Below are 15164 nucleotides of genomic sequence, written 5' to 3'. Positions count from 1 at the left end.
GGTTTCCATGCTGAGTTTTCTAGGTTTAGTACGATAGATATAATTAAGTACGATTAAGGCGATTGCAAGAAAATGGGCAGTAAATTAAAAAGTTTAGGCTTGGTTGGATTCGGCGTGGTTGTCGGAGTTGCAGCTTCGCTGCAATATTCTGCGCTCGCACAAAAAATGCAAGGTTTGCCTTTGCCATTAGAAAAACTCAGCGAGTTCACTGAAGTTTTCGGCATGATTAAGTCAGATTATGTTGAAGCAGTGGAAGACGAAAAATTATTAGACGAAGCGATCAACGGCATGTTTGGCGCATTAGATCCGCATTCAGCTTATTTAGACAAGAAAGCTTTCAAAGAATTACGCGAAGGTACAGAAGGAAAATTCATCGGTTTGGGTCTAGAAGTCGGTATGGAAGATGGCTATGTGAAAGTCATCTCGCCGATTGAAGACTCGCCAGCTTCACGCGCCGGCATTTTGCCTAGCGATTTAATTACTCGCATTGATGGTGTGCCGATCAAAGGATTGAGCATCGATGATGCTGTCAAAAAAATGCGCGGTGAGCCGAACACAAAAATCACATTGACGATCGCGCGTAAGACCGAGGATAAACCTATCGTCGTTACTTTAACGCGCGAGCTAATTAAACAACATAGTGTCAAAGCTAAAGTGGTCGAGCCAGGTTATGCATGGCTGCGTATTTCGCAATTTCAAGAGCCAACACTAGACGACATGGTTAAGAAGATTAACGCGATCTATAGCCAAGAACCTGCGTTGAAAGGCTTGGTGTTGGATTTGCGTAATGATCCCGGCGGCGTATTGCCTGGAGCGATTGGCGTGTCTGCGGCTTTCTTGCCGAAAGATGTAGCGGTGGTTTCTACCAATGGCCAAGTCGAAGACTCTAAGCGCACTTATTATGCCAAACGTGAATTTTATGCCGGCCGAGTTGGTAGCGATCCTTTAGCCAAGTTGCCAGCAGCGGTGAAGCAAGTACCGTTGGTGGTGTTGATTAACACAGGTTCTGCATCTGCATCAGAAATTGTCGCCGGTGCTTTGCAAGATTATCGCCGTGCTACGATTTTAGGCACGCAAAGCTATGGCAAAGGTTCGGTACAGACTGTGCATCAAGTTACCGATGAGACTGCAATCAAGCTCACTACCGCACGTTATTACACGCCGCTAGGTCGCGCGATTCAAGCCAAAGGTATACAACCTGATTTACGAGTTGAAGAGACTGCCGATGGCGACGGCTTTAATGCATTGCGTTCTCGCGAGGCTGATCTGATCAAGCATTTGAGCAATGATAAAGAGGCTGAAGGCGAAACTACGGATCTTGATGAACTCGAAGAAGAAAAGCGCTTAATCGAATTAGCGAAGAAGAGCGTTCCTGTCGAGTTCGGTAGTAAAGAAGATTTTCAATTGCAGCAAGCCTTAAATCATTTAAAAGGTTTGCCAGTGAAAGTGACGCCTTTAAAAAAGTTAAAAGCTGAAACAGCCGCTAACGATGCTAACTTTTCTCCAGCCAAAGCAAAGCCCAACGCACAAAGGAATTAATGCGTCAGTTTGAGTCAATCAAGATGCGTCAAAATGAATGCATGCATCTGTGATTGCGATATAGATACTTGCATGTTGTTACTGACTGTAGCGTTTTTTTGCAGCAGTCTTAGTTGAAGAATTCCTATGAACGACGATCAATTACTGCGTTACTCGCGGCATATTTTGCTAGATCAAATTGGCATCGAGGGGCAGCAAAAACTATTGGATGCGCGTGTCCTGGTACTCGGCGCAGGCGGACTCGGTTCTCCAGCCGCTTTGTATTTAGCTAGTGCCGGCGTCGGTCATTTGACGATAGTCGATGATGATGAAGTTGATTTGACCAATCTTCAGCGGCAGATCTTGCACACTACGGAGCGTGTCGGTCAGAGCAAGGTTGCATCTGCCAAGTTGAGTCTGCAGCAAATTAATCCTGAAGTACAAGTTGAGGCAATTCAAGAACGTTTGCAAGGTGATCGTTTGCGTGACTTGATTCGTGCCGCAGATGTGGTGTTGGATTGCAGCGATAACTTTGAAACGCGGCATGCGGTGAATGCTGCCTGTGTTGAATTTGCGACTCCTTTGGTCTCTGGTGCTGCGATTTCGTTTGACGGCCAGATTAGTGTGTTTGATAGCCGTAATAAAGATGCCGCGTGCTATGCATGTTTATTTCCAGCCGAGCAGCGTGTTGAAGAAGTACGTTGTTCGACGATGGGCGTGTTCGCCCCTTTGGTGGGTATCATCGGCACAATGCAATCGGCTGAAGCCTTAAAGTTGGTGATGGGTCTGGGTCAAAGTTTACAAGGCAGACTGATGCTACTTGATGCGATGCATATGGAGTGGACTACGATCACGATACCTAAAAATCAAGAATGTTCTGTTTGTGGGCAATCGCATCCTTAGTGTGCATTAGCAAAGTTTTGCTTGCATTGCGCCACGTAGAGCGTTGCAGACAATGATCTCATCTGCGCGTTTTAATTCATCAAGACTAATTGAGCGTTCAATTACTTGTAGTTTGGGATCTTCTAATAAGACACTGCGCATCACACCAGGCAATACGCCATCATGCAATGGAGGTGTGAACCATTGTGTACCGAGTCGCACGAATAAATTGCTGCGACCGCCCTCGGTTACATGGCCGTTGGCATTGATGAATAAGCTATCGAACGCACCTAGTGATTCTGCCTGTTGCCAAGCGTGATCGTAAACTGCACGGTGGCTACTTTTATGTGCCAGAAAAACAGTCGAAGTGGTACAAGGCTCTGAGCTGATCATCAGTTTAACAGGTTCGGTGATCGGTGTTAGCTCCGCATATTGTATGTGGGGTTCTCCATCAGGTTTAAGCGACAAACGTAGCCGATATGGCTTAGCAGCTTGCAGCTGTGAACAAGCTTGTTTAAGCACATCTTGAAGTGCTGTTTTATCAAACACAAAAGCAAAATAATTTGCGGATTTTTCTAAGCGATTGAGATGACGTTCTAGATGCCGACAGCCATCCTCATACGTCGCATAAATTGTTTCGAACAAATGAAAATCTGGACGCAAACCGGTTAAAAACTTGGCTTTCAACGCACACTCAGCAAACTCCTCAGGTGCTTTGCTATCAAATACGATACCTGCGCCTACCCCCATTACACCGGTGCGACAGCCATACGCATCTTCTGCTTGCAAAGCTAAAGTACGAATCGGCACAGACAAACAGAAGTCACCAATTTGCCTCGATGACGCAGGCGGATCAAACCAACCAATTGCGCCCGTATAGATACCGCGATCTTCAGTTTCAATTTCGCGAATGATTTCCATCGTTCGATGTTTCGGTGCGCCAGTGATCGAGCCACATGGAAACAATGCCGACATGATTGTGTCGAGTTCCAGATCGTGACGTAAGCGTGCGCTGATCGTCGATGTCATTTGCAATACGCTGGTGAAGCGCTGCACCTCAAACAAGGCGGGAACTTTGACTGAGCCTGTTTCTGCGATCCGCCCTAAATCATTGCGTAATAGATCAACGATCATCAAATTTTCGGCACGGTTTTTAGGATCAAGACTGAGTTGTTCGGCAATCATGCGATCTTGTTCGTCATCACCGCTTGCGGCGGCGGTACCTTTCATCGGCTTCGCGATCAATTGTCCTTGTTGATGACGGATGAACAATTCAGGTGATAGCGACAAAATTGCGCCGCCATTCGGCAATGCGATCAACGCGGCAAAGGGCACAGGTTGTCGCAAGCGTAAAACCCGGTATAGCGCGACAGCGGAACCGTAAGTTTCAAAGTGGAGTCGATAGGTGTAATTGACTTGATAGGTATCACCCGCCGCGATGTACGCGCGAATTTTTTCGATGGCGTTCGTAAATTCGTCTTGATCAACGTTTGCGCGAATCGCACGGATGCCCGCGACTTCTTGCGCAGATTGTTGTGCTAGCCAATCGCTGACTTGCAGTTTCGTCCAATGCTGACATTGACGAAAGATCAGTAATTGCGTTGCTGGATGAACAAAATCTTGTGGCGTGCGTGCGGAAATTGTATGTAACTGTGCTCCCGTTTCATACGCCAATACTGCCAGTACAAAGTAACCAGCGTCCAGTGCTTGTTGCGCTTTTGTCCATAGTTGTAACCAATGATCGGTGCTGGGACATTCCACATGTTCGATCAAGTCGCTATAAAAACGGGAGTTCGCCTCATCACTTTGCGCATCATCAAGTAGTGCGAAGCAGTGCTGAACTGAGTTGAGAATGCGGGTCGTTGTTGAAGAGCTGGACACAATATATACGCCTGAATCGAATGCACGTTAGTTTACCTGTAGATTGCTATTCTTGCAGCAGTGTCAGATTTTTTTGATGGAATGTGAATAAAAGTAAAACTTGATGCGAATTAAAGAAAATAACTGCAACCAAATTGTGCCTGCTGCGTTAGCAGTGGAGAGTCGCTATAAGTCCGAATAAACGCGCTATAATGCGCGGACAAAGTGGCTCTATAAGCAGTCCTAAAGATGATAATTTGGTGGAAACTGTTAGCTACACTTTCAATGTTTTACTTGGGTTGTCCTATTCATTTGCTCACTATACTAAAGCCATGATAAAAAAATCTCCTATCGCCTTGGCGGCACTCATTTTAGCCCTTGGATCTGCATCGGTTTCTGTACTTCCAGTGACTGCGCAAGCGCAAACTGCCGAAGAAAAAGCAAAAAAAGAAGTCATTCGTAGTGAATGGTCTAAGCCATACACAGAAATTCAAAAACTGATTGGTGAAAAACAATACCAAGCTGCTTTAGAAAAAGTTGCGACATTGGACGCTTCTGACAAGAAAACAGATTACGAAGTATTTTTCTTGCATCGTACACGCGCTGCAATTGCCTCGGGCATGGGCGATAACGTCGCCTTGGCAAAGAGTTTTGATGCGATGATTGGCAGTGAGTTTTTGCCACCAGCGGATAAGTTGCGTTTCATGGAAGGTATGGCAGGAACCTTCTACAACTTGAAACAATATGCGGAATCACAAGTGTGGACTAAGCGCTATTTAGCTGCTAACCCAAGCAACACAATGATGCAAGATTTGATGGTGCAAAACTACTATCTGGCAGATGATTTTGCAAACGCTTTAAAAGAAGTCAAAGCGCAAGTAGCGAGTGATGAACAAGCAGGCAAAGTGCCAGAAGAAAAACGTTTGCGTTTATTGCACGGTTCTGCAATGAAATTGAAAGACATCGATTCTTCAACGCAAGCTTTAGAGTTATTGGTGAAATATCATCCAACCAAAGAATATTGGGCGGATTTGATGTATCGTCTGATTAGTAAGCAAGGTTTTAGTGATCGTTTGCGTTTAGATTGGTATCGTTTGATGTTGGCAAATGAGAATCTAGAAGACGATACGCAATATATGGAAATGGCAGAGATCGCCTTGTTGGCTGGTTTGCCACTGGAAGCGAAAAATATTGTCGACGCTGCCTATAAAGCAGGCTATTTCGGCAAAGGCAAAAATGCAGCTAAGCACAAGCCTTTGCAAGACAAAGCGAATAAACAAGCGGCTGACGATGCGAAAACCTTGGATGCTGGCGAAGCTGCAGCAAAAGCCACCAAGACTGGTTTAGCGATGACCAATATGGGCTATAACTTTGTCACTTACGGACAATATGAACGTGGTATCGCTTTGATCGAGGCTGGTTTAGCAAAAGGTGGTTTGAAATACCCAGAGGAAGCGAAGCTGCACTTAGGTATGGCATATCACAAGGCGGGTAATAAAGCCAAAGCCGCTGAAGTGTTGAAGACGGTGCAAGGAAATGATGGCGCGGTCGAATTGGCACGCTACTGGACTTACATGAAATAAGTGTGATTATTGTTTAGAAATTGCCTAGAAAAAAAGCAGTAAAGATTTCGTCTTTACTGCTTTTTTGTTTGTGCTAATTTGTACTAAACCGTGATCATGTTGCGTGAACTTATTTCGATTTCTATTTGATTGGCAAGGCCGTCGTGTTCTTTACCTCTTCCATCACTGCATAGGTATGTGTTTCGCGCACCCCACTTAATTGAAGTAGTGATTTACCGAGGAAGTCGCGATAAGCATTCATGTCTTTAACGCGTGCTTTGACTAAGTAGTCGAATCCACCAGCAACCATGTGGCACTCTAATACTTCGGGAATGGCTTGAACTCCGCGTTTAAATGCATCGAACACATCTGGTGTGGTGCGGTCTAATACCACTTCGATAAAAACCAAGAGCGCCACATCGAGTAAGTGTGGATTAAGTTGGGCGGTATAGCCTAGAATGTAGTTTGATTCTTGCAATTTGCGAACACGTTCCAAGCATGCTGCTGGAGACAAGTTAACGCGCGTAGCAAGTTCTACATTACTGATGCGGCCATCATTCTGTAATTCGGCCAAGATTCTTTTACTGATTTTGTCTAGCATAAGAAGGCATTGTTAGTAGTAGTTGAGTAATTATTACGTGTGATTTGAGGCTTATTAATAATATTTGGCGGAATTGTCGCACAAAATAGAATATTTCGATATACCTCAGAATTTCCAGAATTAATCCTCGCCAATGATCTATACAATTAAATCATATTTGCTTTTATAAATAAATGATGAATCCTTCCATGAATCCAACCACAAGCAACATGCCTTTCCAAGCCTTGCAGCAAGAGTTGCTGGCAAATCCTTCTACCTTACGAGTCAAAATTACTGAAGCTTATCGTCGCGACGAAGCCGAGGCGGTTGCTTGGTTGTTAGAAAATTTGCAGGAAATACCTGCAGCAAAAAACAACATTCATGAGCTCGCGAAAAAATTGGTTAGCTCCGTACGCCAACAACGCACGCGCGCGTCTGGTGTGGATGCGCTGATGCATGAATTTTCTTTGTCATCGGAAGAAGGTGTGGCCTTGATGTGTTTGGCGGAAGCTTTGTTGCGGATTCCTGATGCGGCGACCAAAGACAGATTAATCGCTGACAAAATTAGTAAAGGCGATTGGCGTAAGCATTTAGGCGAATCGCCTTCCTTGTTTGTGAATGCGGCGACTTGGGGTTTGCTGGTCACAGGCAAATTGGTCAGCACGAATAGCGACCAAGGTTTGGGTTCAGCATTGACGCGTTTGATCGCAAAAGGCGGTGAGCCTTTGATTCGTAAAGGCGTCGATTTGGCGATGCGTATGCTCGGCAACCAATTCGTCACCGGACAGACCATTGATGAAGCCTTAAAAAATAGCCAAGAAAATGAAGCGCGCGGCTATCGTTATTCCTACGATATGTTGGGTGAAGCCGCATTGACTATGCACGACGCTGCGTTTTACTACAAAGCTTACGAAACCGCGATTCACGCGATTGGTAAAGCTTCGAACGGTCGTGGCATCAAAGATGGCCCAGGTATCTCCGTTAAACTTTCCGCCTTGCACCCACGCTACTCGCGTGCGCAACGTGCGCGCACGATGGAAGAATTACTGCCATTACTCAAAAAACTCTTGGTCTTGGCGAAGCTATACAACATCGGCTTGAACATCGATGCGGAAGAGACCGATCGCTTGGAATTGTCTTTAGATTTGATGGAAGCATTGGCTTTCGATAAAGACTTAGAAGGCTTCGAAGGCATAGGTTTCGTGGTACAAGCCTACCAAAAACGTTGCCCGTTTGTGATTGATTATTTAATCGATTTAGCGCGTCGTAGTGGCCGTAAATTCATGGTGCGTTTGGTCAAAGGCGCGTATTGGGATTCTGAAATTAAGCGTGCGCAAGTGGATGGTATGCCTGGCTTCCCAGTCTATACACGCAAGGTATATACCGACGTCTCATACTTAATGTGTGCGCAAAAATTGTTGGCGGTCACCGATGTGATTTACCCACAATTCGCAACGCATAATGCCTTAACTTTGTCGACGATTTATAGCTGGGCGCAAGAGGCCAAAGTCACGGATTACGAATTCCAATGTCTGCACGGCATGGGCGAAACTTTGTACGATCAAGTGGTGGGCGCAGATAAGTTGAACAAGCCTTGCCGCATTTATGCACCAGTCGGCTCGCATCAAACTTTGTTGGCGTATTTGGTTCGTCGCTTGTTAGAAAACGGTGCAAACTCTTCCTTCGTGAATCAAATCGTCGACGAAAAAATCTCGATTGATTCTTTGATCGAAGATCCGATCAGCATCGCAAGTAAGCTCGCTGGCAAAATGCACAGTGGCATCAATTTGCCAGCGAATTTGTTCGGCAAAGAACGCCAAAATTCTGCGGGTATGGATTTCAGCAATGAATTGCAATTGCAAAAAATCAGTGCGCATTTCAGCGCATTCAGCCAGCAAGCTTTGACAGCAACGCCGCTATTGGCTGGCACGGTGTCAGCAACAAGCGCACGTCCAGTTTTGAATCCAGCGAACCACAGCGATGTGGTTGGTCAAGTCATCGAAGCCGATGCCAATGATGTACAAACCGCCTTGGCAGCAGCACAAGCGTATGCAGCAGAATGGCAAAATCAAACGCCAGCGGCTCGTGCTGCGTGCTTGAGTAAAGCGGGTGATTTGTTGGAAGCTCAGACTTTAGATTTCATGGCTTTAGCAATTCGTGAAGCAGGTAAATCTTTACCGAACGCTTTGGCGGAAGTGCGTGAAGCGGTCGACTTCTTGCGTTACTACGCAGCACAAGTTGATAACCAAGCGCAAACGCAGGCGTTGGGTCCAGTGGTTTGTATCAGCCCATGGAATTTCCCACTCGCGATTTTCATCGGTGAAGTCAGTGCCGCTTTGGCTGCTGGTAACGTGGTGTTAGCAAAACCAGCGGAACAAACACCATTGATCGCCTATCGTGCGATTCAACTGATGCATGAAGCGGGTGTGCCAGTCGGTGCATTGCAATTCTTACCAGGTACGGGTGAAGTCGTCGGTGCGCAATTGGTTGCCGATAGCCGCGTTAAAGGCGTGATCTTTACAGGTTCGACAGAAGTCGCGCAAATCATCAATCGTACTTTGGCAAAACGCTCGGTCGCAGAAGGGATTGATATTCCATTGATTGCTGAAACTGGTGGTCAAAATGCAATGATCGTTGATAGTAGTGCTTTGCCAGAACAAGTGGTGAATGATGTGTTGTCATCGGCTTTTGATAGCGCTGGTCAGCGTTGTTCTGCATTGCGCGTATTGTGCTTGCAAGAAGATATCGCCGATAAAACTTTAGAAATGCTGCGCGGTGCGATGCAAGAATTGCGCGTCGGTATTCCAGATCGTTTGGCAACGGATATTGGTCCAGTGATTGATGCAGAAGCGCAAAAAAATCTGCAAAGTCATATCGACGCGATGCGTGGCAAAGCCAAATCGTTCTACAGTTTAGAGTTACCAGCAAGCTGCAGCAACGGCACCTTCGTGGCACCGACTGTGATGGAAATTAATTCTTTGTCTGAGTTGACCAAAGAAGTGTTTGGTCCGGTGCTACACGTTTTGCGTTACCACCGTGACCAATTGCCAGCCTTGGTTGACGCAATTAATGCGACAGGCTTTGGATTGACTTTGGGCGTGCATTCTCGTATCGATGAAACAATCGAATTCATCACACAACGTGCACATGTCGGCAATATTTATGTGAACCGTAACATCGTTGGTGCAGTGGTTGGTGTACAGCCTTTCGGTGGTGAAGGTAAATCCGGCACCGGCCCTAAAGCTGGTGGTCCTTTGTATCTGAAGCGCCTGCAACACAATCCGACCATGAGCTTTAGTGGCAATACGGTGTATGAAAAACAAGCACCAGCGGCTTTGGACGCATTCACCATTTGGGCGAAAACCCACGGTCATGCGGATGTCGCTTTGTTAGCCGACCAATATGCACGTCAAAATCCCTATAAGATGACGATGCTGTTACCTGGCCCAACCGGTGAAACTAATACACTAGCATTTGCTTCACGCGGTAGCGTGTTCTGTGCAGCGAGTGATGTAGCGACTTTGCTCAATCAAATCGCAGCGGTACTCGCCACAGGTAATACCGTCGTGTTGGAAGAAAAAACCAAGGCCTTGTTGCCAGCTGATTTACCAAAATTGGTCAGTGATGCGATCAGCGTAGGTTCCTCTGAGCACGTGCATTTTGCTTTGCTTGGCCGTGATATTGCAGCCAATTACAAAATCGCCTTAGCGCAGCAAACCGGTGCGATTGTGTGTATCGCTGAATGCGATGCGAAGACTGAATTGCCTTTATGGCGTTTAGTCGCAGAACGTGCTTTGTGTGTAAACACGACGGCAGCGGGTGGTAATGCGAGCTTGATGAGTTTGCAGAGTTGATTCGTTCGCGCATTTGAAAAAGAAAAAGCCGCAGCAATTTGGGCTGCGGCTTTTTTATATCGCTGGCTTCTAGAACTTTTTTACTTCATCAATTTCGGTGCAGGTAAAGCAGGTCTTGCTTGTTCAAACGCATAACCCATCTTCAATAAACTCGCATCACTCCAAGCGCCTGCGAAGAAAGACAAGCCGACGGGTAAGCCTTTGACCAAACCCATTGGTACTGTCAAATGCGGGTAACCCGCAATCGCTGCTGGTGAACTCGCGCTGCCCGTAATCACATCACCTTTTCTATAGTTAATATCCCAAGCTGGGCCTGTAGTCGGTGCGATCAGTGCATCGAGTTGATGTTTCTTGAGCGCGGCATCGATCCCCTCTGGGCCAGAAAGACGCTTAGCACGCTCACTTGCTTCTACATAAGCTTTTTCGCTCAAAGGACCTTTGGCTTGCGCTTGCTGCATGATTTCTTGCCTAAAATGCGGCATCACTTGCTTCGCGTTTTTCTTATTAAATGCCATTACATCGGCCATGCTGCGGGTACTGACGCTAGTTGGAGTAGTGGCGAGATAGGCATTTAAGTCGGCTTTAAAATCGTAGAGCAAGACGGTATATTCATCTTTGCCAGTCTTTTCCAAATGCGGAATTTCTACTTGATCAATGATGATGGCGCCTTGTGCTTTTAAGATCTCGACGCTGCGGTTAAATAGGGCCAAGGTTTGTTTGTCATAGCCTTGGACCAATTTACTGACGATACCGATGCGTTTGCCTTTGAGTGCTTGCGTGTCGAGACCTTGGGTGTAATCGGTTTTGTGTTGATCGGCGTCTTTGGTTGCCGCATCATTGGCATCGCTACCAGCAATCACATTCATCAGTAGCGCGGCGTCACGTACCGTTAAAGTCATCGGTCCGGCGGTATCTTGGCTGTGTGAAAGCGGCACTACGCCGCTGCGACTCACCAAACCTAAAGTCGGTTTGAAGCCGACCAAACCATTCACTGCCGCTGGGCAGACGATGGAGCCATCAGTTTCGGTCCCGATTGCGGCAGGGATTAGGCGCGCTGCTACCGCAGCACCAGAACCAGAGCTAGAACCACATGGTGTTTTATTTAGATTATAGGGATTGCGCGTTTGCCCGCCTGCGCTACTCCAACCGCTGGTGGATTTGGTTGAGCGGAAATTTGCCCATTCACTCAGATTGGTTTTGCCAGCAAGCACCGCACCCGCAGCACGTAATTTGGCAACCAAGAAGGCGTCGCTGCTGGCGATATTATTCGCCAATGCAAGCGAGCCAGCAGTAGTTGGCATGCCTTGAATCGCGATATTGTCTTTGACCATGATCGGCAACCCTTGCAACAGCAAACGTGGATTGCGATTTCTGTCAGCTTGCTCAGCATCTTGTTTGGCCTCGCTACGCACAGCACTGACAGCACCCACGCGCGGATTGAGTTGCGCATGGCGGCTTTTGTATTGCTCTAACAGTTTGACTGCTGTGGTCTTCCCAGATTGCAAGTCTTGTTTGATTTGATGCAAATCTTCATTGCTTTGTGCATGAATTGCGCCACTTAGCGTGATGCAAGCAAGTGCAACGCTGAGTTGAATATTGAGAGCAAGTGGCCGTTGGCCAGTGAATTGTTGTTGCATGAAGTCTCCTATCTTTATTTTTGTTGATGCGGTTTTTTATTCATTGGATGAATACAGGATGATTTAGTTCATCCATGGCAGGACTTGCTTACTGAACGCGACCATCAAGATGTAGGCGAAGCAAGTTAGTGCCAGTACGAAACTGAGATTTTGCACCTGTGGATTGCTGGCACGTTTGATCGCAAACGTACCAGCAAAGATATACGCCAATAGCGCGAGTATTTTGGCAGCCAACCAAGTTTGCTCTAGAGGATTGATGCTGGCAATAATCGCCATCCCAATTGCACTTGCTAACAATATGGTGTCAATTGTATGTGGAAGAATTTTGACCCATTTTTTTTGTAACATACTTGGGTTTTGCTTACGCCAATAAAAGCGCGTAACGAACAGGATCAGGCTGAGAGTAATGCAAGTTAGGTGTAAGTGTTTAAGCTGCAGGTACATGATGTCGTTTGAAGTTATTGAGGCGACTTCATTTTATTGGATAATCAATTTTATTGCTGCGGCATCGCTTCCAACCTACCTGCGCTGACACCCCACACGCCACCGCTGACCAGAATCTCGCCATGACTGTTTTGGTTCACCGTTAAGCGGCTTGGTCGTTGGCGGAAACGGCCTTGTTGAATATGAATTGTTTGATCCGGCTTAACAAGTTGATGTGCGTAAAGATAGGCAGCAGCAGGGCCGGCGGCACTGCCGGTAGCGATATCTTCGACCTTGCCAGCATTGTCCCAAGTGCGAATTTCATGGTTTTGGATATCAAAGATGAACACAAATTTCGCATGGAGTTTAGCTAGTTCTTGTTCCAGATCCTTACCCGAAAAATGTACTTTATCGATTGCGCTGCTGTGTATCGGCAGGATCAAATAGTCTAAGCCGGTGGAAATCACTTGAGGAGGGCATGTATCAAGTAAATCGCTTGCTTGCAAACCGATTCTTTGTAACACGGCGCTGACAGCTTGTTGCGATAGTGGCGCTTGGATTTGCGGCTTGCCTTGATTCATTTGACATAAATAGTGGTCAGTAAGATGCTTACTCGTCACTAAGATTGTTCGCTCTCCAACGCGGATAGACCAAGTGCATTCTTGCAGATCTTGAGCGTGAGTACGATGCAAGATCGCAGCAGCACCCAGCATAGGATGACCAGCAAAGGGTAATTCTTCTTCCACCGTAAAGATTCTGGCGTTGGCACTGTATTCTTTGCCTGCTTGGATTTGCGACAGAAAGATCGATTCAAATTGCTGCATCTCTTGTGTGAGCGTTTGCATGAATTGAGAAGGCCAATTTTCTGTATCTAAAAACACCGCTAATCCATTACCACTAAAGGCTCGCTCGGCGAATACATCAACGTGAAAGTAGTTGCAATCCTGCATTTTCATCCTTTCTCTTTTTATTCGCAACGTGATCTCGGACTGTATTTCTGCGATGCTGCTCACGTCGAATCAATTAGTGACGTGAGCGCATTGACGATTATTCAGTAATACAGATTACTCGTTGATATTTTTTATCGCTGCGAGTAAGACAGTGTCCCGTCCTGCAAGGAAATCAGCAATCGTTGGTCGCACTAGGTGATGCGGTTGAATACCCACACCAACAAATGCTTTACCATCAGGATAGCTATCCAACTTGGTACATACGCGAGCCATTCCGCCGCCAGGTAAGTCAAAAAATAATGGCTGTCCTGTACTGCCCCCGGTCGCTTCACCGATGATTTTTCCTCTTTGCATTAAATCAAAGGCAATACTAAAGTCTTCTGCTGCTGAATAGGTTCGGGCTGATGTGAGCACCACCACTTTCCCAGCAAATTGATGTTGCGGGTCTGCTGCTTCTAGTGATTGTGGGAAGTGATGCAAAGATTCAGGATTGCCCCAAGCTCGTAGGCTCGGTTTGTAATCGCGGGTTGCCGCTGCACTGGTAGCAAAATTTTGTTTAGTGATGGTGCTGAGAATCTTGAAGCCGACACTACCATTACCACCACCATTATCACGAACGTCGAAGATGATCGCTTTGGCCTTACTGATCTCTGGGAATGCTTTGAAATATTCAATGGCAGCAGTGTCGTCATCAAAGCTATTCAGTGCAACATGGGCAATATTATCCGGCAGCATGCGCCAAGAAAAAGCTGGCAGGCCAGATAAAGCCTTATTTCGTTCTTTAATACTAACTCGGTCGATCTTGATTTGATGGCGCTTGCCTTGCGTGTCACGCACTTCTAATAGTGGTTTCTCCTTGGCCGATCCGATCAAGAATTCATACGAATAGATACGTGTTTCTAAGTCTTGCGGCGTGGAAGCACTGACGTAGGGAGCAAGATCCTTGCGCGCATAATCGTGCACATCACGGTGATTGACTTTGAGAATTTCTGTGCCAGCTACCAGCCCTTGTTTGATTAGCTGTGGATCGCCGACCTCAGTAACGAAAACCCGACCTTCAATTAGGCGTGTGCGAATCTTGGTAACAGCGAAGTCGGATTCATACAGCTCATCGGGCGCATAGACATTGGTGTGACCATCTTTCAATAGTGCACACATCTCCATCAATAATTTATAGTATTCCAGCGTACTTTTAGAAGCGCGAACTTTCGGCAGGTAGCGTTGATAGACGGCATCCCAATCGAGTTCGCGTAGGGTATTGGTGTAGACGAAGTTGTATTTTACTTCTGACCAAAATTTAGATAAGCCAGCGACTTTTTCATCCACGCTGAGATTAGCTTTGTAAGCGGTTTTCCAAACGCTGGAATTCCATAAACGGCCAAGAAAATCGGCGCGTTTCTGCATCGATAACATCAGGCCTCCCCAGCGCGGATCTTGCCGCAAGCTTTGTAAATCACTGTCTTGTTGACTATGTTTAACATCGACAAATCCAGCATCTATTGCACGCTGTAGCCACGTGAATGCGAGATCGACATTGCCCCTTAAAGCATGGGCACAAGCGGCGTTATACGCATAACTGCCGACTTCGGGTGCGGCATTGGCGATTCTTTGAAAAAGCTCTGCGGCGTTGGCGAATTCTTTCTTCTCTAAGGCTATTTGCGCTTCTTTTTCTAACCGTGCTAAATCTAGTTTGCTAATTGCCGCTGTGGTAGCTTGTTGTGCATGACTACAAGCGGCGATGAATGGCGTGATATAGAGTAAGCCGCAAATGGCGCTGCTAATCACATTTTTTGTCAGGTTTTTACGAAACATCCGCATTATTTTGATCCTATTTTGTGCGTCAAAAATTAAACAAACTGAAACAGGCAAGAGTGTAAACATCTGAAGCGCGATAGAAA

Annotated in this window: 10 protein-coding genes; 4 read left to right on the top strand and 6 right to left on the bottom strand. The window is 46.3% G+C overall.

The window, feature by feature from the left end; translation table 11 throughout:
* Positions 1-72 precede the first annotated feature (72 nt).
* Positions 73-1539 carry a S41 family peptidase gene (locus KDM92_RS03990; protein WP_212683112.1) on the top strand — a complete coding sequence of 489 codons (1467 nt, stop codon included), beginning with the start codon at positions 73-75 and terminating at the stop codon, positions 1537-1539.
* A 126-nt stretch (positions 1540-1665) separates the two neighbouring features.
* Positions 1666-2421 (top strand): HesA/MoeB/ThiF family protein, encoded by a 756-nt coding sequence (locus KDM92_RS03985; RefSeq protein WP_212683111.1) that lies wholly within the window; start codon positions 1666-1668, stop codon positions 2419-2421.
* A gap of 6 nt (positions 2422-2427) precedes the next feature.
* On the opposite strand, the gene pabB is transcribed toward KDM92_RS03985, so the two are convergent.
* Positions 2428-4281: an aminodeoxychorismate synthase component I gene (gene pabB, locus KDM92_RS03980; RefSeq protein ID WP_329603125.1), complete on the bottom strand. Its 1854-nt coding sequence runs from the start codon at positions 4279-4281 to the stop codon at positions 2428-2430.
* A 311-nt stretch (positions 4282-4592) separates the two neighbouring features.
* Here pabB and KDM92_RS03975 point away from each other — a divergent pair, with 311 nt between their 5' ends.
* On the top strand, positions 4593-5843 hold the full coding sequence (locus tag KDM92_RS03975) for a hypothetical protein (RefSeq protein WP_212683110.1): 1251 nt from the start codon (positions 4593-4595) through the stop codon (positions 5841-5843).
* Positions 5844-5964: 121 nt separating this feature from the next.
* On the opposite strand, the gene KDM92_RS03970 is transcribed toward KDM92_RS03975, so the two are convergent.
* Entirely contained in the window at positions 5965-6423 is a 459-nt protein-coding gene (locus KDM92_RS03970) for an Lrp/AsnC ligand binding domain-containing protein (protein ID WP_186891595.1), read from the bottom strand.
* 176 nt (positions 6424-6599) lie between these two features.
* Here KDM92_RS03970 and putA point away from each other — a divergent pair, with 176 nt between their 5' ends.
* Positions 6600-10256, top strand: a complete 3657-nt coding sequence (gene putA / locus KDM92_RS03965) for a trifunctional transcriptional regulator/proline dehydrogenase/L-glutamate gamma-semialdehyde dehydrogenase (RefSeq protein WP_212683109.1) — start codon at positions 6600-6602, stop codon at positions 10254-10256.
* 80 nt (positions 10257-10336) lie between these two features.
* Here the strand turns inward: putA and KDM92_RS03960 are convergent, their stop codons facing one another.
* From KDM92_RS03960 to KDM92_RS03945, 4 genes are all read right to left on the bottom strand, one after another.
* Positions 10337-11893 (bottom strand): amidase, encoded by a 1557-nt coding sequence (locus KDM92_RS03960; protein ID WP_212683108.1) that lies wholly within the window; start codon positions 11891-11893, stop codon positions 10337-10339.
* A 63-nt stretch (positions 11894-11956) separates the two neighbouring features.
* The gene (locus tag KDM92_RS03955; protein WP_230408163.1) at positions 11957-12337 is read right to left on the bottom strand and encodes a SirB2 family protein; all 381 of its coding nucleotides are present in this window, start codon (positions 12335-12337) and stop codon (positions 11957-11959) included.
* A 50-nt stretch (positions 12338-12387) separates the two neighbouring features.
* Entirely contained in the window at positions 12388-13266 is an 879-nt protein-coding gene (locus KDM92_RS03950; RefSeq protein WP_212683107.1) for a PhzF family phenazine biosynthesis protein, read from the bottom strand.
* 114 nt (positions 13267-13380) lie between these two features.
* Positions 13381-15084, bottom strand: coding sequence for a S41 family peptidase (locus KDM92_RS03945; RefSeq protein WP_212683106.1), 1704 nt, complete (start codon positions 15082-15084; stop codon positions 13381-13383).
* Positions 15085-15164: the final 80 nt, after the last annotated feature.

This window comes from Affinundibacterium baiyunense (assembly GCF_018139645.1).
In the GTDB taxonomy this organism is placed as follows: domain Bacteria; phylum Pseudomonadota; class Gammaproteobacteria; order Burkholderiales; family Burkholderiaceae_D; genus Undibacterium; species Undibacterium baiyunense.
This window is presented reverse-complemented; position numbering and strand designations above follow the sequence as displayed.